This is a genomic window from Kosakonia sp. R1.Fl (genome assembly GCF_023516815.1).
Lineage (GTDB): Bacteria > Pseudomonadota > Gammaproteobacteria > Enterobacterales > Enterobacteriaceae > Kosakonia.
The window spans coordinates 177,438-196,479 of the sequence record NZ_JAMGSQ010000001.1 but is presented as its reverse complement, the minus strand read 5'-3'; the positions used below and the strand labels follow the sequence as shown (position 1 = coordinate 196,479).

At 47.1% G+C, this 19,042-nt stretch carries 16 protein-coding genes; 9 read left to right on the top strand and 7 right to left on the bottom strand.

All coding sequences use genetic code 11. The features are described from left to right. Positions 1 to 2: 2 nt before the first annotated feature. The gene (locus tag M8Q36_RS00960; RefSeq protein ID WP_249879735.1) at positions 3 to 542 is read right to left on the bottom strand and encodes a hypothetical protein; all 540 of its coding nucleotides are present in this window, start codon (positions 540 to 542) and stop codon (positions 3 to 5) included. 309 nt (positions 543 to 851) lie between these two features. Here M8Q36_RS00960 and M8Q36_RS00955 point away from each other — a divergent pair, with 309 nt between their 5' ends. The 3 genes from M8Q36_RS00955 (at position 852) to M8Q36_RS00945 (ending at position 4,387) form a co-directional block, all read left to right on the top strand. Further along, positions 852 to 1,058, top strand: a complete 207-nt coding sequence (locus M8Q36_RS00955) for a helix-turn-helix transcriptional regulator (protein WP_249879734.1) — start codon at positions 852 to 854, stop codon at positions 1,056 to 1,058. A 104-nt stretch (positions 1,059 to 1,162) separates the two neighbouring features. Further along, entirely contained in the window at positions 1,163 to 2,275 is a 1,113-nt protein-coding gene (locus tag M8Q36_RS00950) for a hypothetical protein (protein ID WP_249879733.1), read from the top strand. 639 nt (positions 2,276 to 2,914) lie between these two features. Then, entirely contained in the window at positions 2,915 to 4,387 is a 1,473-nt protein-coding gene (locus M8Q36_RS00945; protein ID WP_249879732.1) for a hypothetical protein, read from the top strand. Between the two features lie 284 nt (positions 4,388 to 4,671). Here M8Q36_RS00945 and M8Q36_RS00940 read toward each other — a convergent pair whose 3' ends face one another. After that, a complete protein-coding gene (locus tag M8Q36_RS00940) occupies positions 4,672 to 6,114 on the bottom strand; it encodes an IS1182 family transposase (RefSeq protein WP_249879731.1) in 1,443 nt (480 codons plus the stop codon). A 355-nt stretch (positions 6,115 to 6,469) separates the two neighbouring features. Between M8Q36_RS00940 and M8Q36_RS00935 the strand changes: the two genes are divergently transcribed. Further along, positions 6,470 to 7,513 (top strand): SIR2 family protein, encoded by a 1,044-nt coding sequence (locus tag M8Q36_RS00935; RefSeq protein WP_249879730.1) that lies wholly within the window; start codon positions 6,470 to 6,472, stop codon positions 7,511 to 7,513. Then, complete coding sequence (locus M8Q36_RS00930) at positions 7,510 to 9,339, top strand: ATP-binding protein (RefSeq protein ID WP_249879729.1); 1,830 nt, start codon at positions 7,510 to 7,512, stop codon at positions 9,337 to 9,339. The genes M8Q36_RS00935 and M8Q36_RS00930 overlap by 4 nt, the downstream gene beginning before the upstream one ends. Positions 9,340 to 9,485: 146 nt before the next feature. Here the strand turns inward: M8Q36_RS00930 and M8Q36_RS00925 are convergent, their stop codons facing one another. From M8Q36_RS00925 to M8Q36_RS00905, 5 genes are all read right to left on the bottom strand, one after another. Further along, positions 9,486 to 12,110, bottom strand: a complete 2,625-nt coding sequence (locus M8Q36_RS00925; protein WP_249879728.1) for an AAA family ATPase — start codon at positions 12,108 to 12,110, stop codon at positions 9,486 to 9,488. Between the two features lie 585 nt (positions 12,111 to 12,695). Next, on the bottom strand, positions 12,696 to 12,902 hold the full coding sequence (locus M8Q36_RS00920) for a helix-turn-helix transcriptional regulator (protein ID WP_041852669.1): 207 nt from the start codon (positions 12,900 to 12,902) through the stop codon (positions 12,696 to 12,698). A gap of 190 nt (positions 12,903 to 13,092) precedes the next feature. Beyond that, on the bottom strand, positions 13,093 to 13,455 hold the full coding sequence (locus M8Q36_RS00915) for a putative zinc ribbon protein (protein ID WP_249882699.1): 363 nt from the start codon (positions 13,453 to 13,455) through the stop codon (positions 13,093 to 13,095). 30 nt (positions 13,456 to 13,485) lie between these two features. Then, positions 13,486 to 14,019: a secretoglobin family protein gene (locus tag M8Q36_RS00910; protein WP_249879727.1), complete on the bottom strand. Its 534-nt coding sequence runs from the start codon at positions 14,017 to 14,019 to the stop codon at positions 13,486 to 13,488. Positions 14,020 to 14,180: 161 nt separating this feature from the next. Beyond that, positions 14,181 to 14,816 (bottom strand): inovirus Gp2 family protein, encoded by a 636-nt coding sequence (locus M8Q36_RS00905; protein WP_249879726.1) that lies wholly within the window; start codon positions 14,814 to 14,816, stop codon positions 14,181 to 14,183. A gap of 484 nt (positions 14,817 to 15,300) precedes the next feature. Between M8Q36_RS00905 and M8Q36_RS00900 the strand changes: the two genes are divergently transcribed. The 4 genes from M8Q36_RS00900 (at position 15,301) to M8Q36_RS00885 (ending at position 19,009) form a co-directional block, all read left to right on the top strand. After that, positions 15,301 to 16,200, top strand: coding sequence for a hypothetical protein (locus M8Q36_RS00900; RefSeq protein ID WP_249879725.1), 900 nt, complete (start codon positions 15,301 to 15,303; stop codon positions 16,198 to 16,200). 83 nt (positions 16,201 to 16,283) lie between these two features. Further along, a complete protein-coding gene (locus tag M8Q36_RS00895; protein ID WP_249879724.1) occupies positions 16,284 to 17,159 on the top strand; it encodes a GTPase family protein in 876 nt (291 codons plus the stop codon). 84 nt (positions 17,160 to 17,243) lie between these two features. Next, positions 17,244 to 18,065, top strand: coding sequence for a DUF932 domain-containing protein (locus tag M8Q36_RS00890; RefSeq protein WP_249879723.1), 822 nt, complete (start codon positions 17,244 to 17,246; stop codon positions 18,063 to 18,065). A gap of 263 nt (positions 18,066 to 18,328) precedes the next feature. Continuing rightward, entirely contained in the window at positions 18,329 to 19,009 is a 681-nt protein-coding gene (locus M8Q36_RS00885; RefSeq protein ID WP_249882698.1) for a helix-turn-helix transcriptional regulator, read from the top strand. Positions 19,010 to 19,042 lie beyond the last annotated feature (33 nt).

Below are 19,042 nucleotides of genomic sequence, written 5' to 3'. Positions count from 1 at the left end.
ACCTACCTGGCGTTTCTTTTGGCCTTTTTTTCATTTGATTCAATCATTTTTATAACGAGAGCTGAGTTGGAAAGTGTTGCTATATCGTCTTTTTTCCATATGCCTGTATCAACTACTATTTTACCGCTTTGGCTATCAAAATACGGTATGCGGGTGCCAGCATTATTAAGTTCCCTGGCTATCTTATCAGAGGGTTTTCCGTCAAAGTTAGCTTGCCATATCTGATTATAAACGTCGTATAACAGTTTCGAATTTTCATGCTCGCGGGACAAAATATTATCTATGTAATACTGGTTAACCAGTTCCGCTATGACTGCGCTTCGTTTCTCTGCCGCATTTTTTTCCTTACGACTTATGGCTGTTTTCTCAGCGATCATCTCCAGCCGCGCTTTGGTTTCCTCCAGCATAGGGATGGGTACAATCTTTCCAAACTTTCTTACTACAAATTTCATCCTTTTTTGCTGTCTCTTCTTGTCGAGGTCCCTTTCCCTTTCTTTTTTCTCCTGCTCCAGTTGCTGCGAAATCATATCGTCATTTGGCATGAGTACATCTCCTGACATTGAACAATGAACTTACCGGCTAAGCATTCCCCAAAAGGACCATGATTATCACGATAGGACGGTATCGCAATCGGTATTTTGCATAAGTGATTACTGCATGCTCTTCGCCTGGTCAGTAAATTCGTGATTATCACGATGAATGTAGTCTGCGCGTGATAATCACGATTTTCAATGGGAAATAATGACCTTTTACCGTGATTATCACGAAAAAAGTCTGGTTTTCATGAAAAAGAGGCGGTTTGCGTGGTTGTAAATAGCAGCGCTCCTGAAACAGCTCAAAGGAGCGCAAGCATGAACACCAACCGTATTCTCCGTAAAAAAGAAGTTCTTTATCTGACCGGGATTTCCGCCGCCACGATGTACCGGCTCATATCAAAAGGGGAATTTCCCGCATCCAAAAAGCTCACTGGCAATGGTGGTCGGGCTGTGGGGTGGGGGTTACATGAAATTGAAAGCTGGATTCAGTCACGCGGGCTTAGCAGTACGCGTGCTCTGTAAGCCTCATTCCACCCCTGATATACCAGCCATATAAACAGTAACAGTGGTAGTACCTGCATATGCATGAGTGATCACTGTTGCTGCTAGAACTATTGGAACAGAATATGAAGCAGCAATTTAATCGTGAACGGGTGACATCTTTAACTGACAAAGTTCCCCTGGGAGTTAATGGTGCAGGCCAGTCTATGTATGGAGGTGTAGACAAACTGGCATGGGTAACGGACATGCATGACTGGAAGAAAAATCTTGTACTCAAACAGCGGTTGCTTGGCCTTGTCTCTGGTGGTGACTATCTGATAAAAGTTCGGCCTGCGGGCAAGGATGAGTGCGATGGACACTATCGCCGGGTAGTGGAAATCCGACTGAAAGGTAAAACGCGTAATCACCCCATACTGCTGGTGATCCATTTTGACCCGACCAATAGGCAACGCGGATTTCAGCGAATGGAATTCAGTCCCCAGCACTACTCTTCGCAACGGATAACGGATTTGTTTGTGTGGCTGGGGCGTAAGGGGCGCATAGGTAAGTACCTGTATTGCGGCTTGCGCAATGCCTGGGTAACAACTATCCACTACGCACTGGATGTGGTTGGCATGAAACTCCATGATTATTTCATTGGGTTGTCTGGGGTCAGGAGGGGCGATTTTTATGACTTACATGGAGAGCAGGAAGGGTTAAGGCTGGGGTCTACGACCATTGTGGCCTCCGTATACGAAAAGGTTGATGCACCGGAGATAAGTACTCAGAAGAGGTACGAGCAAACGGTTCTTGTCCTTGATGAGCACCAGTTCCGGCGGTTTCTGCGTCTGGAATTGCGTTTGTCTCCTGGCAAGCAAAAACTGATGCTGAACAATCTGCGTAATATGGAGAACCTGATTGCTAAGCTGGCTTTTTATGATCGTGACGCGCTGGCAAATCCGATGCTTGAATCCGAGTTCGCCCGCTTACTACGTGAGTATGTCCCTTATCCGGTTGCCAGAGCAAAGTACAGGCCGTCAGCGAGCATAAATGGTAAACAGGTCAGCTCAACGAAAAAAGCTGCTGACAAACGCGTTGATAAACTTATGGCACGCTACCGTATCCAGTTGTTCGACTCAGAGGCTATTTGGGCTATGTTGCCGCTTGTGCTGGATAAGCTTGGGATTCTTGCGCAGCCGCAGTACTGGCAATACAACCTTCGTCTGAAGTGGCTTCAATCGCGTCAGAAACAGGGATAAAAGTGTTGCGGCAGGGATGCCGTTTTTTTGGGGGACGTCGAAATGGTCGGTGTATGAAACCAGAATTCTGTAAAGATATGGTTTTAAACCGCCTAAATTTACCAGATTTTGATACGACAGACCTGTTAACTACCGCCAGGGTTTAGCTCAATAGCCTTACCTCGTGAATAACAGGGGAAAGCCAGAGATCATTTTCCCCATAACCTGGGTTTATAAGGATTGCCGGTTTTAAGCGATTTAAAGCTTTCAAAGCGATGAAGTTCAGAAAATAACATGCGCCCCAACTGTTGTTCAATATCACTGGCCGTGAGTTTCAGCGTTTAATAAACCGGTAATATTTTGCATATCCGCTAATCCCATTCTGGCTGAGCTGATATTTATTCGCTATTTTCGTCTGCAAGGTATATAGCTGCATCTGCAGGGCTATATATACGGTCTGTTGCTGTATTATTATATATATGTCATTACATACTATAGCCATTATCCAGTATCAGCTATCATGAGGCTCCAGCCTCCAATATATTATCATCTAATAACCATCTGAACCTTGTTGGGTTCACGTAAGGTTTTTTTGAGTAATTCAGCTGTAAATAAATGGGGTCAGGGCATGGGGCTTTGATCTCTATATACAGGTGAATTATGAAACCATACATTACGTACAACAATATTCTTGTCACAGATTCAACGCTGGATTATTTCAAAGAAGTTGTTTTCAGTATTCCTTATAATGGTGTGCCAAGTCTACGGCGCCCTTTTTATCGTAATATTGCAGTATTTCTCCAGCACGTTATTTGTGTTGCTACCTGTTGTCGCAAGAACAGGAAAAAAGCAAAGATTAAGGCCAATAAAAAATGGTCTTATTCTGTGCCAGTAACCTTTGAGCTGGGTAGGGCGAAACTCCCTGGAGTATTCAAGAAAAGTGGGCCGACCAATGAGCGTGCAATGGAGGCACTTGCAAGCGCGGGAATTATTAAACTAACCGGGTATTCCAATGCTCGACGCTCATGCCGGGAATATGCTATTTCTAAGCGTTTTTTGCGTAAGTTGTTTGGCAACGACCGCGAGGCATACCTTAGCCGTCAGGATCGTTACCATTATCTGACTGACATTTTCACCAAGCGTAAAAGTTACTCATTTGATGAACTGATTGGGATTGCCATTGATCGTGGGCAGCATGCCAAACATGAGCAGTCTAAACGCGATATCCCTAACGCTGCCTTCAGGGAGTTAGTTGTGGGCGTGTGGAACAATCTCGAGCCGCTTGAAATCAATCTGGATGCACTGCTGGATTACTATAACGAGAATTCCACTACGAAGAACAAAATATTCATTTTCAATTTCCTGTCGAGACTGGCTGATACAGGCGTGGATCTGGTGAACGAGTCACCGTTAACGGTGGCTTACAGGCAATCTTATAAAACTGCGCACATTGGCGGAAGATCCTTTGAGGTTGGTACAGGCTTCCAGAGTCTGCCGTCTGACATGAAGTGGGGATGTCTGGCGCGTGGTATCAATTATGATATCAAGGGATGCCAGCTTGAGATTCTGCGCAATGAGTTGTGGTCTGTCGGTATGTCAGCAAAGAGCCTTGAAGTACTGGAAACGAGCTATATCTGCCGGGTACTGCGTGTTGCGGAAGAGCTGGTTAAGCAATTCCGGTTTTCCAGCGTATTCAATGCCGGGGTTGTTACCCTATCACTTAAATCCCGCACAAGACGCTTGTTGAATCGTGAACTAGGTAAGGCAGAGGCTGAACGAGTACTGAAACGCTGGAAACGCCTTCTGAAGCCTTTAAGGCTAGATTTGGCTTTATTGCTGGATCATTATGAAGGCACAGCTAAAACCAATCGTTACGGTAAATGTGTTACCAATGCGGTAGGCCAGCCCTTCAATATCACCTACAAAGATATTGCATCACGTAAACGCTGGAAGTCGGATGTGATGCGCCGGAAGTTGTTGTCGCACATGTTACAGGGCCTGGAAAGCCGGGCTGTATACGATTACGTCATCAGCCACAAGGGGGTATGTGCACTGGAGCACGATGGGTTTGTTTCATACGAAGAAGTAACTGACTGGTCTCATCCATATCTTTTGATTGAGAAAAAACATTAAAGGGCCATTCAGTTAGCTGAGGCTCATCACCGGTTGATAAGCTCAGCGTGATGACCTCTTGCCCAAAGATCAACATAGCCAGATACAAGGAACGTCTGCTCTGAGCGCAGGCTGTGTGAAAACTCATAGCTTCAATTAGCCAAACAATATTTCTCATCTGTGTTTTAAGAATGTCGTTTAAGTTGACGAGGTAATCTGTGATTTTATTCGGATGACTCAGAAGTTTTTATTGCGGGGAAGAACCTGATATCTGTTGTTACTGGAGGATAAAACGGCTGGAACCGTTAGCCGTATTGTTCCTGCAGCTGAATTATCAATCCTGAAGTACCCCATATCGATAGCATCCTTTTCAGGTTATAAGCCAATATATGTAGACTGATTTCCGTACTGACGTTTTTAAATTTCCGCATCAGGAAGTGCGTTGCACCCATCCACATTTTAATTGTCCCAAACGGATGTTCTACCGTTTGCTTTCGCATGACTACCGCCTGAGGAAATGACTCAAGCCTCGCATGCATTTCTTCCATTTCAGCTTCATGAACCCAACGCCGTATACGCCTTGGATCGCGTTTTGATGTAGTGCATCTGGAGCGCTGGCTGCAATCGCGACAGGCAATATTGTTAAAGTACAACTGTTGCTCCAGTCCGTCCTCTGTTGAGGTAAATCGATTCTGAAGCTCATTGCCCATTGGGCATACATAAACATCTTTTTCCCTGTTATATCTGAACATTGAGCGGTTATAGAGCCCCTTACGTTCAGCACCAGAGGTATCTCCCTTTGGCACCAAAGCCACTGCTCCGCTATCCAGAACTGTTTTAATATCGCTGCGACTGTAATACCCTTTGTCGGCCAGTACTGTTATGTCTTTCCGGCCAACAGCTTTCTGAGCCAGTGTTGCCATTGAACCAAGTTGTCCATTATCTGTTGTGTTGGTGACTTCATGCGCAACAATCAAATGGTTCTTCGTATCCACAGCTGTCTGAACGTTGTAGCAAACTTGCCGGTTCATATTATTTGTTTTCATCAACCGGGAGTCAGGGTCGGTTAAAGAGAGTTGTTTATCTGGCTGTTGTGCGACTGCTTGTTGAATTTCCTGAAGCTCACGTAAGCGCTTTTTTAGCCAGGCCAGTTTAGTGGCTGTTAACTTTGTGTTTGCATCGGGCTCAGTATTCTTGTCGGCTTCATCCAGCTTGTTTAAATAATAAGTAATACTTTGCTCAACGCGCTCAATATGGTCATTGGCTTTCTGGGATGTGAAGTTGTTGGGTTTGCTGTTTACTGCTTTGAATTTGCTGCCGTCAATGGCAACAACGACATCAGTGAACATTTGCATTTGCCGGCACAGGCCAATAAAGGCCCGACAGGCATTCCTGATACCTTCACCGTTATCTTTTCTGAAGTCTGCAATGGTTTTAAAGTCAGGCGTTAATCGTTCAAGTAACCACATCAGTTCAACGTTCCGATGGGCCTCTTTTTCCAGTCTACGGGAGGACTGAATTCGGTTGAGATATCCGTAAATGTACAACTTCAGTAGGGTGGCAGGGTGATATCCAGGCCGTCCAGTTCGCTTTGCATCAACTCTTCTGAAACCAAGAGAATCAAGCTTTAATCCATCTACAAATATATCAACCACTCTGACGGGGTTATCTTCAGTGACAAAATCATCCAGTGTATCAGGGAGCAATGTCACCTGATGCCTGCCTTGTCCTTGAATGTGATGGACCATGTCGGTATCCGCAGTATTCATTTGTATGTTTATAATTTTAATGAAAAAATCATTCCGTCGCATGGGTTTATCAAGAATGGTTGATCATATGAAACCATCGCTTAGACCAAAAAGTGATCAGGAGTTTTCACACAGCCTGAGCGAGGGGCGGACGTTGCAACTTTGTTGGCGCACTTTTAACACCTATTTTTGAGGGTAGTTAGAAAGCTTGTGGCATAAAGGCTCTTCTCCCCGATTGTACTTTTGATCATGAAGGGATCATAACAATCGCCAGAAGAAGTGATGTCAAAGTATTGAGCTCGGCGCTAAGATTAAATAACTTGCAGATAAATCCAATGTTTTATGGAAGGATAAGATGGCAGTTAAGCGCGTATACTACGGTAACGATAGTGACCGAGACTACTTTGAGCGGGTATTTCAGTCAGCTAACATTAACTTTCTCATCGGTTCTGGTGCATCCCTCCCTGCGATTAAAGTACTGGGGACAATCGAAACGGACCTTCAGCAGCTAATTAATGATGAGCAAGAAGAGGAATACTTCAGGATGGGCACTGACTTTTTGTCAGCTGTTTGGCTTCCTCATGAATGTATGCTGCAGCGCGGCCACGGCGCCCCCTTCCCACCTCAGGTGATCACCAATTTAGAATGTACCCGTAAGAATTATGATGCATTTATGTCTTCACTGGAAAAGATACTGACTCGACGCCGGACTGGCCTACTTCCGAGGCGTATTAACGTTTTTACAACTAATTATGATTTGTTCATTGAAGAAGCTGCCACTCGTAATAATAACATTCTTTTTAATGATGGTTTTAATAGGAGATCAAATATCTGGGGAGATGAGGAATTTGATGCGGGCAGCTTTAACCACTCGGTAAGTGCAACTGGGAACCTGTATAATTATAAAGTTGAACTCCCTACTGTTAACCTTATAAAACTTCATGGGTCACTTTCTTGGAAGCATTCTAAAGGAAAGATTATTTATCGTATTGCAGATATTAAGCCGCTTAACTTTTCCACCCCAGCCGAGATGAAAGGATGGGTACTTGCTCATACACTTATTCTTCCACGCAAGGAAAAGTTTAAAGAGACTCTACTACAAAACGTTTATTATGATTTACTGAGAACCTATTCCAATGAGCTTGATAAAGAAGCAACCCTACTAATTGTCTTTGGGTTCTCGTTTGCTGATGAGCACCTTGAAACAATAACTAAAAAAGCCTTGCGCAACGCCACCCTGAAACTACTGATCTTTGCTTACGATGAGGCCAGTGTTAGTGGGTTTATGGAGAGATTTCGAGATTACTCAAACGTAGAGATTATTTATCGCCCGGGAGGAAATGTTGATTTCTCGGTAATGAATAACATTATCACGTGCTATCTGGGAGGCTCGAGATGAGCAGGCATTTTACTGAAGAGGAAGCGGTGCTCCGTATAGGCGAAGTCTGCGAGGTTTCTGGACGTGCTGTGACCATTTTGGTAGATAAAAATAAAAATCTCAGCGATTTATTTTATCATGGGAAAGTTCTAAGAAATGTATCAGTGGGTAGCTTTATTGAAATAAAAAAAGGTTTCATGAGCCTGATCGGCAAGGTTGAAGCGGAACGAATCATTGAGGAAAAACATCTCGGTGGGAGCGGCAGTGATGCTTGGCGATATCGGCGATACCTGACCTCGACTCTGACAGGTTACATTAATCGTACTGGTTGCTTCATTGGTGGTTCGCGTGAACTACCTCTCATCGGTAATGAAGCTTTTGTGGTGACTGAAGAGATCATACATACGGTGCACCAGATAGCTGATGCAGACGAAACTGTAATGAGGTTTACTCGTACAGATCTTGAAAATATTGAAATTGCACTACCAATCAATGGCCTTATTAATTCTCACATTGCAATTTTCGGTAATACTGGTAGCGGAAAATCAAACACCCTAGCCGCGCTATACAAAGCAGGTACTGCCCAAGTTAAACATATTCTCGGTAACCATTTTAGAGAAAAATGTAAATTTATTCTATTCGACTTTAATGGAGAATATACTGCCCCACACTGTATTACTAACGAGAAGACGGTTTATAATCTCAATACGCATCATGCAGGTGGTGACAAACTTCCTCTACCCAGAGAGGTTCTACTTGAGCATGATATGCTCTCCGTTCTAACCGATGCAACAGACAAAACACAGAAACCATTTCTGAAGCGAGTGCTTGAATTTCGCAAGAAGGTGATGACCGCTGACAATCCTCTTGAGTTTATGCGTAATATCCTGAGGAAAAGAGTTAGGCAGAATCTCTTTAGTGGCGATAAGCCCAAATGCGATGCTATAAATCAATTTTTCAGTCCAATTTTCAACGATGACCCAGAACTTATATCTGATCTTGAGTATCATTCAACTGCATATAAATGGAAATTGAGGGGTGGTATCATTTTCAATGCTGAGGCTGATACTGAACGTTCCTATCTATTCAGTCTCGCTAGCAATTTTTTATTTAAAACAGACATGATTGAAGATTTGTTGGATTTTATGTATTTACAGTTAATTCAGGAATGCTTTTCCAACAAGTCTAACCCTGAACATATTTCACCAGTTATAAATAGAATGAGTGCTAACCGTAAAGATATAGCTAAGATATTTGACACATCAGGACGGTTTGATTTTTGGGGTGAATATAACTTCACGGTTTTGAATCTAAATATGGTTAATATAACCATGAAAAAAACGCTTCCTCTTTTAATAGCCAAGTGGGCTTACAACATGAAGAAAATGTCTACCGAGACATCCACACTGCACATAATTATAGATGAAGCCCACAATATTTTGTCTAATACTTCTTTTCGAGAAACGGAAAGTTGGAAAGATTATCGTCTGGAAACCTTTGAGGAAATCATAAAGGAGGGGAGGAAATTTGGAGTTTTCATCACAATTTCCAGCCAACGCCCTAATGATATATCGTCGACAATCATATCCCAAGCACACAATTATTTTATTCATCGCCTTATTAATCAGAATGATCTCTACGCAATTGAAAAATCGGTATCATATATAGACAGACTGACTGAAGAGTCGATTCCCACGCTATCTACAGGAACATGTATTTTTAGTGGTGTCGTCTGCCCCATGCCGCTCAAATTAAAAGTAGCTGAACTTCCAACTGAAGAGAAACCTAAGAGTAATACTATTTCCTTCAACGATTTAATACCTGAGAGGCAGGGAGACGATGGCTAGAGCGGCTACATAATAATCAGTCTCGCTAATTAACTAGGTGCTGAAGCGGTAGCGTCCGCATCTGGCACTAACCTGCCGTAGGTAAAGGTGTGTTTAGAGGGTGTTGATAGCGACAACCACTCGTGTGACGCCAATGTCTGTGTCACTTACCGGTTTCTCATGGCGCTAAGAGCCGCATCAAGTGACACAATTGACTCCACGATTGTTCTCACTGTGGCGCGGTCGAACTCGTGATCCCGCTGTGAATCGTGCACGCCGCTGTTCAGATATCCCCATTCAATGCTGGAACCATTGACTCCGAGTAATCTTTCTAATGCAGCAACTGCAGCTGGGGCCCCGGGATGCTGCCCTGCAATGCGATTGACGGCCGATTTCAATTTAGAGCATTTATTATTTAACTCCCAAGGCGAGCGTGGTCCGCTGAGTTTGATATCAATGCGTCCGTCACCACGTCTGCCCATCCATGACCAGAGGCTGTCTGTCAGGCTTTCTAAGGCAGGACGTGACTGACGAAGAGCTTCACGCTTTTCATCCCCATCAAGAGCCTGTTGCGCAAGTAGAACGTAATTCTTAACCGGTGGATTGCTGTCTACCCGCAGTTCGTGTTCGCCATCGTGTGGTAGGAATTTGTAGCGCTTGATGGCTCCTGCCCTTGCTGCACCTAACTCCTGTTGAATTCGGATCAGGAATTCTTCGGCGTGGGAAGTCAAGATTACCTGTTTGTCGTCCAGTAGCCCATCCTCAAAGAAGGTACGCCATATACCGTCTCGATGCTCATCATCAATCGCGTTAACCACATCGTCAAAGATAACAACCGGGCATCCCTGGACAATATTTTTGGCCAACAGAATTGCCAGACCAAGACACTTGATGTGCCCTTCACTGAAAATAATCAACGCGTCGTAACGAATACCTGGTTCATCAGCGAATTCGACTTCAATTTTGCCATTTTCAGCAACTGGCAGATGAAGTGCGTGTAGCTGATCGCCAGGTGCATCGCTTCGGTTGAATGCGTTATACAGATCTCGAGCTTGTCCACCCAATCCCTGAAGCAATACGCCAGGCAGTGCGGCCATGTATTTTTGGATTTCCGGTAGGAATCCGTCGTAAGCCACTTTAATTCTTTGATTTAACTGTATGACTGTTTCTTCTACAGCAATGGCCTGGAGCAGGTCTCGATTATTGTCATTGAACTGAGTCAAATTAGTTTGAGCTGCCGCTAGTTCAACGTTGGCGGCTGTGCGCTGCGTACGTAGTCTTTCAATTTCAAATCGATACTGAATCAGACGGTCCCGCTCCTCGGCCAGCGCACCACGTTGACTATGTACTGCGAGAGACTGTGTATCTATATGCTCAATTTCTTTGGCAATGCGCAGGAGAGTGTTCCAGGGCTGTTTATCTCCTGCAACCCAGTTTTCAAGCCACGTTCCAGCTGATGTTTGGGGGAATACCGGCAGTGCTGCAGCCTGAAGAGTTTCAGGGCATGCGGCCATTGCTGCCGTTACAGTGCGACGCATTTCCTCCAACAGAAGCCGGACAGACTCGCTCAGCTCTGCTCGTAATGTTTGCTCCCGCTGCTGGATCTGTGCCAGCTGTGCCAGGGCTTCAAGTCCCGTACGCGCTCGTACAAAAGGATCCTCCGTTACTGCATCAAGCTTTGTACCGCACGCAGGGCAGGTGGTTGCTCCGACCGCCAAGGCCTGCACTGCTTCATACAGTTTTGCATAAGATACCTCGGTCGCGCGTGTTGCCAGTTCTCTTGAGGTCTCTTGCCAACTCTGATGCAGCCGATATGCTTCAGCGAGAAGCGCTTCCAGTCGGGTTTGCGTAATCCCATAAACCAGTGGTGGGACGGCATCCAGTTGAGACTGAATATATGGAAGACGTCCCTGCTGAAGTGGTGTACCTTCCAGCCATTCAACACAAGCCTGATAGGTCGCTTCGGGGGATATGCGCTGCGCGAGCGCATTTTCCTGCAATTCAATCGAGGTGATTTTCTGTGGATGCGCTGCAATCACCTGCTCTGACGTGGCTACCTGCTGTCTCCGTTCGACCAACTGAGCTGCCATTGGTCCGGAAAGCATCAGGTCCTGATCGAGTGATGGGTTAAAACCACGAACAAATTCACTGAACTGATCGACACCAAACAACGTTGCGATGAGCTGTCGCTGATCGCTAGGAGTTCTTGCAGCAATGCGGGCAAAGTCATCAAGCCGGTTCTTCTCTATGAAGCAAAAACGATACTCTGATTCATCCGGCTGGACGGGCCTTGGGGCCTGAGCCTCACCAGCAAGGAGTACTGGCGCATTATGGTGCCTAAGACGAGCGTTGTTGCAATAAAGCCGTTGGTCCACCCGCTTTAACTGCGCTTCACTGATACTGCCCAGCATTGTCAATTCGAGAGCTTCAAAGAAGCTGCTTTTACCGGTGCCGTTTGCGCCATAAATGAGCGTGATATCATGGGAAAGGTCAAATATCTCTTGCCGCATGAACCCTCGGAATGGACCAACCTCAAGCTGGTACAATCGGCCCAGACCAATACCTGCTTCTGGAGCAATAGCATTGCCTTCGTAAGCGACGGGCATTTCAACTAGATGCCTTACGGCGAGGGGGGCCAGACGCACTGAGCGCCCCCGACGAGTAGCGCCGACTTCAGCGAGAAGTTGAAGGTGATTGAGAATCAGATGCGCAAGTCGCCGCACATCGTCAGGTACGTCCTGCTGCGAGAGATAGGCGAGAAATCGGTGGTACTCTGAAACAATGCTTGCCATGTATTCTCCTTTACATAGTTGGACGTTGCAGAGCGTCCCGGCTGTAATCATTGTTGTTTAGCGCTAACTGGCCTGACGCATTGTTTGGCATTCAAAGCTGTAGCATCTTCGTGAGAATGACGGAATCATCGGATTCATCTTATCTAGAAATTATCGGCAATGTTTATCAAATCCTTATCGTTTTCCTATGGCTCCCCGGCAAATCGGGTTGTCAGCTCAACGGCATTAACCGGCAAGCTTGGTAAGCTGAGCTGAACTGTGAAAGGAAGCGTTTTGGGCCTGACGATTGGAGGCTGATAGAAACGGGCAAAACAATTCTGGATAACTTGCTTTAATTCGCGGGTTCATTCACCGGAAGGAGTTAAGATCTGAAGCCGACATTAACTCTTTTCACCTCGTCGCGTTAATGTGTTTTCACCTGTCGGCATAAACCGTGGCGGCTTATATCGCTGATTTCTGCATTGTACAATTCTGTATGCCAATTCATGCAGTAACGTTCACTGTGGAAGTTATCTCTAGAGCGTGAGTAATTCAGCCAAGCTGCGTGGACCAATGGCTGGGGTGAGGTAAAAACTGGTGGCGTTATTAAGGACGTGATTGTGCAATACGTTCCTGCAACCAGGCTTCCACTTCACTTTGCAGCCAGCGGGAACTACGTCCCAGTTTAATGGGTTTCGGAAACTCCCCGTCCTTGATGAGCTTATAAAACCATTTATCCGTTAATCCTGTCAGGCGGGTGATGAAAGCCATATCGACAAATTGGTCTTCGAGCAAGGTTGGTTTGGTCGTCATCATGAATGTCTCCGGTTGCATTATGGAAACCGGAGCTGTGTTGATGGTTGTTGCTGTCCTCTCCGGCATAGCAACGGGTCGTCATGTAAAAAATGTAAGAGGGTCTTCTCTGCAGCCAGGCCCATCCGGGAATGGCTGTTACAGGATTTGAATTTAGGCCAGCCTGTATGCGGGCTGGCCCTGTTTGTTTTCATCTCGTCTCTTTGCTGTAGATGCCTGTTTTACATAAAGAGCAGAATTTCGTTCCTTCGTAGTGCCGCACGCACATCGTGCAATGCCAGTGGGTTGTCGTATCTACTGCTGGTAACTGATTCAACAGCCTTTTAAATCTTGCCACTCTGTCGGTATGGCCTGATTCCGGGGCCAGGTAAGGGCTGTGCAGGAAACTGACTGGATCTCCGCGAGTGAGGTCGTGCTCGAACCACGGCGGTGAGGTTCTGGTGGGTAAACGAAATATCAGTGGGCACTTGCAGTGGTGACACGACCAGTGTTGGTTCATGGTGGAATGGACCTCCCGGGCGGCGACTATCGCGCCTTTTTCATCCAGCGCCATATAACATTTTGAAACTGACATGGTGCCCCCTCAGTACGGTTTAATGGCGTGGAGATACGCACCTGTTAGCCTGCTTAGCCCAGGATGTTTTTCCTGGCTGTCGCTGATCCACTGTCGCAACCCCTCAGATCGCAGACAGGGAATACACCATCCAGAGGCATCGCTGTTCTTTGCCAGTTCGCACCAGCACAACAGGGTAAGGGACTCCCGCATACCGAAAGCAGTATTTAGCCAGAATGCAGATTTCAGTTGTTTAGCCAGACTTAGCAATCCCAGACGGGCACATTCACTGAGTAATACCCCGGGAAGGAGGGGGTAATCGGCGTATTTTGTAATTTGAGTCCGCTCAGTTGGGTTATCCGTAATGTGTGTTTGCGTCACACTTAGCAGAAAGTGGGGAATGATGACCAGAGATGACGCAAGACCATTAAGCAGCCTGCAGGTTGTCATCGCCAGTTTATGCCAGTGCTTTATCTCCGGCTGACACAAGCCATGGGTAAGATTCGCCCGGGTAAAGTCGTCAAGCCAAGCCTGATAATGGTTGAGTAAGGGTGTCGTTATCATTGTCGAATACCTTAAATTCTGGATTACAGGCAGCCGAAGTACACCGCTTTTACCGGTGAATTCCGTAAACTGCCAGTGAGTGGAAAGAAGAAGGCGGCTCTTTGGTTATGCTGGCCAGCCATAGCTACTGGTGGTGCTGTGAATAAGAGGGGAGTACGGTGTTAGTACTGGCTGCAACCAAATGATCTTTCCTCTTTGCTGTAACATTTACTGTGCTCTTTCGCAAAATAACTAAGGCGAAACATTAAACTCTGGAATTGCTCATGGAAATCAGGTGCTTTTGCATCAAGATAATAGAGTGGGCTTTTAGGGAAATGCACTAACGTACGATATTCTGGATACCCCACTAAATCCAAGGCACTTAGCCACGCCTCTTCAATAAATGAGCCGAGATTACCGGCTTTCTGATTAAATCCCCCCAGAGAGTGAAATCTCTGAGTATTTACCAGTAAAGCAGCGTGGTAATGTTTTTTACCGTTTATGCAAACTTCCCTGACCCAAAGGTAACGCAATGTCGTGGGATGTACTCTGATCCCATTTTTTTCTTTGCGCCTGGTTTGAGCTATTATTTTTTGTCTTATGGAGTTGGTGAATCGCGACATTAGCCCGTCATCGAGATTCACCAGTGTGGAAATCGAATCTCCATTATCTCTGTACTCCGGCAGTCGTAAAATTAGCATCACCACAGTCGTCCTTGGATAATTACTCAGTGATTTGGCTACGACTTGCGTTATTCGATGAATATAGTGTTTATTAAAGGGTGCATGAGCATAATTAAGACTTAATGAACTAAACATGTTATCGCCTCTGATACTGTCATGGTTGTATATTCCATAACAAGAGGTACATCTGTTTTTATTCACATTGCTTAAGTAAGAAGTTAGGTGATGGAGCTGTAAAGATTTAAAAAGAGATACATATGAGAGGTATATAATACAAAACATACAGCTTTTTTTAATGAAAGGCAGAGCTCATGCAGGTTATAACGGTATAAAAACTGTAATATTGCTCTGAAGTTAAATGGCAAGTTCGCAAATCGCTACACAAGTGCACCTAGGTAAAACTGAGCAACTGTGTAGTGCCCCCGCCTTTGCGTCAGGGGGCAAGGTTCTGCTTTCGTTGTTTCAGAGAAAAGGGTACATAGCAGGCATGCCTGCTATGGGCTTAGAAAGTAAAATCACCTTTATCCTGTACATATATTCACATGAAAAGTCGTTGACTTTTGTGGTTAGCTCTGCCTTTATGTACATAAAATCACGTAGTGATTCATAGGGGCAAGTCATGGTAAAACTTATTGAGGATAGGGATGCTGTTCTTTTTTTGTCTAACGCTCTTGCCACTAAGGGGATTACTTTCCCTCCGGAAGCAACTGAAAGTAATATTCACCGCTATCAAAGCAAGGCCAGAGATTTTTTAATTAGGAAACGGCTTCCTGCTGAAGAGATTAATACCTTTTTTACTCAGACCCTGGAACGGTACAGACAAAGGACCCCTACAGAGAACGAACTTAATTGGTTTATGGATGATCCTCGGGCAAGCTTTTGGCTGATGTGCAAACTGGACCATGCTGATGATATAAATTCTCTGAGTGCCCTCATCTATTCCGGTAATAGCTTGCTCGATGAGCTCGGAACGAAGAAAAATGATACCCCTCCGAATCATAATCTACGGGTTAATTACATAAAGGACAAAATCCGTAATCAGGGCGGCATACTAACCCCAAGAGAATATTTGCGCGATCTAAATAATGAATGGGAACGTAATCTGGAATGCCGGGACATTTTTCGAGGTGTCAACAGTTCATCAGGTGTAAGTATTGACTGGCTGAACGACTATCTGAAAGATAATAATATTACACTTGCGAACTATCAATGTGGTTCCAGTATCGAAGAAAAACTCGCGTATTGTTATGCATCTTATTTTATCTGGTGTGAGAGAAATAATCGTGATGGTGTGATTGAGTTCGCTTTTGCCAATAAGTTCAAAAGTGCTTTCAGTACCCAAAAGGCGAGGGTGAAGAAAAATTCATCCAAAGCCAAACAGCTTAATGTACATATAGCAGAAGAGTTTTATGACAAAATGAGAGATATTGCCATATCTGAGGGTATCTCAAATGCCCGTGTAATTGAGCATGCAATACAGTTTGCATGGAATAATAAAAAACGCCATCACTCCAAATAATTTCAGACAGATTTTATCAGCATGACTATTCCTGAACGCTGGCTCATCAGAGCCCGTTTTCTTTTCCCATCAAGGAAACAATCATGCAAGAGAACAATGGCTTTACCGTTATTGAACATTCCCTGTCTGTTCTTCCTGACACCATACGCAGACATATCCTGAGCCACATCCGCAAGCTCACCGATTACGAACCCGTTATTGGCATCATCGGTAAAACCGGTGCGGGGAAATCGTCGCTGTGTAATGCCCTCTTTAAGGGGGAAGTGTCGGCGGTCAGCGATGTCTCGGCCTGTACCCGTGAACCGTTACGGCTCAGGATTTCAGTCGGACGGCACAGCCTGACGCTGGTGGATTTACCCGGTGTCGGGGAAAGTCTCGCCCGTGACCGGGAATACCGGGCGCTCTATCAGGAATGGCTCCCCCGGCTGGACCTGGTCCTCTGGGTGATAAAAGCCGATGACCGGGCACTCTCCATTGATGAGCAATTCTACCGGCAGGTGATTGGCGAAGCACACCGGCACAAGGTGCTGTTTGTGGTGAACCAGGCCGATAAAATTGAACCCTGCCATGAATGGGATGCGCTCACGGGCAGTCCGTCCGCGATGCAGTACCTCAATATCCAGAGCCGGCTTATCGATATCGGTAACCTGTTTTCCCCCACTGCACCGGTGGTGGCCATCTCCGCCCGGGCCGGATGGGGGCTGACCGCGATGGCCGAAGCCATGATGAAACATTTACCGGCACAGGCGGGCAGTCCGGTGTCCACACAGTTGCGTGAGGAGGTTCGCACTGAGCAGGTAAAGTCCCGGGCCCGGTACGGATTCGGTGAGGCAGTGGGACGCTCACTGGACACGGTGGCCGAAGGCCCCTTTATTCCTGCCCCTGTCAGCACACTGATACGCTGTGTCCGCGATGCGGTCGTGTCCGTTGCCCGCGCCGTGTGGGATTTTTTCTTCTGAGCCGTTAATCCGCTACTTCTCCCTGAGCCCTGTCGCCACCGCGACGGGGCTTTTTTATTTTCACGCTATTTCAAGGAGTTCATCATGACCCGTCTGGCCTCGCGCTTTGGCGCAACACACCTTATCCGCCGTGACCGCCCGCTAACCCGGGAAGAGCTGCTCCGCACGGTACCGAGTGTGTTCAGCGAAGACAAACACGCTTCACGCAGTGACCGTTACACATACATCCCGACCATCACCCTGCTGGATAACCTGCAGCAGGAAGGTTTTCGTCCGTTCTTTGCCTGCCAGGCGCGAGTGCGGGATGAGGGTAAACGTGAACACACAAAACATATGCTGCGCCTTCGCCGTGAAGGGCACATCACCGGCCATCAGGTGCCGGAAATTATCCTGCTCAACAGCCATGACGGCTCCAGCTCGTATCAGATGCTGCCGGGGCTGTTCCGCGCTGTCTGTCAGAACGGCCTTATCTGCGGTGAGTCATTCGGGGAGGTTCGAGTCCCGCACAAGGGAGATGTGGTGGGCAAAGTGATTGAAGGGGCGTATGAGGTGCTGGGTATCTTTGACCGGGTGGAAGAGAAACGCGAGGCGATGCAGTCGCTGTTGCTGCCGCCTCCGGCACAGGAAGCCCTGGCCCGGGCGGCCATCACCTACCGGTTTGGTGAAGACCACCAGCCGGTGACCGAAGCGCAGGTGCTGTCCCCCCGCCGCTGGCAGGATGAAAGCAGCGACCTGTGGACCACTTACCAGCGGGTGCAGGAGAACCTGATTAAGGGCGGGTTATACGGACGCAACGCAAAAGGGAACCGCATGCACACCCGGGCCGTGAAGGGCATCGACGGTGACGTGAAGCTCAACCGGGCACTGTGGGTAATGGCGGAAACACTGCTGGAAAAGCTGGGCTGACAGCGGCTCCTGCCGGTGAAGTTTAGGTTAGGGAGAAATCCCGGTCAAATTCAGTCTGTTACCGGAATGTTATAAACAGACATCTCCTGTCCGTCAGGGGCCCGCCCGGGGGCCTGAAAATGTCCCTGTGCGTGGCCAGCCCGCGTCCTGACTCACTTCCTTTTTCTGAAAAAATAATTCCCGGTGTGTCCATACCCTGTCCGGCCCCCTCTTTAAAGTAATCACATTCATTTCAGTCAGTTAACTGCCACGGAGTGTATCCAATGGTTCAGACAGAACGCCGCCATGACCGGCTGGCTGTCCGGCTCTCCATCATTATCAGCCGTCTGCTGGCGGGGGAGACCCTGAGCGTGCAAAAGCTGGCCGCTGAGTTTGCCGTTTCTCCCCGCACCCTGCGCCGGGATTTCCGCGAGCGGCTGATGTACATGGACCTGGAATACCACAACGGTATCTGCCGTCTGCGTTCCGGTGGTACACAGCGCGAGCTGGACATTCTGATGTTTGTCCACCGTTCCGGTCTGGCGGACCTGTTCCCCGGGCTGGACCGGCGTCTGGTCAGTACCCTGCTGGAAAGCGAGGCCTCACCCTGTCTGGTCTGGCCGGTGCCTTCCGGCAGTTCACCGGCACTGGCATTGTCCTTTTACCGTCTGATTAAAGCCATAACGGCACGCCAGCAGGTCGGGCTGCAGACGGAAGGCCAGCGCACGGAGTACCTGTCGCCTTACCGGCTGGTGGCACAGGAGGGGGCCTGGTATCTGGTGGCGGAACACAACGGACAGCCCGCGGTGTTCAGGCTCGATGACATTCAGGTCGTGCAGCCGACTGCCGAAACGTTCAGATGGAATGAACAGCTGTACCGGCTGTCGGAAAACCCCGGCTTCGTTCGGGCCCTGCCGCATTTTCGCTGTATCCGGCAGTCCCTGGATGTTCTCTCTTCCCCGTAGCTGTTTCTTACCGGTCTGCCCCGCACCTGCGGG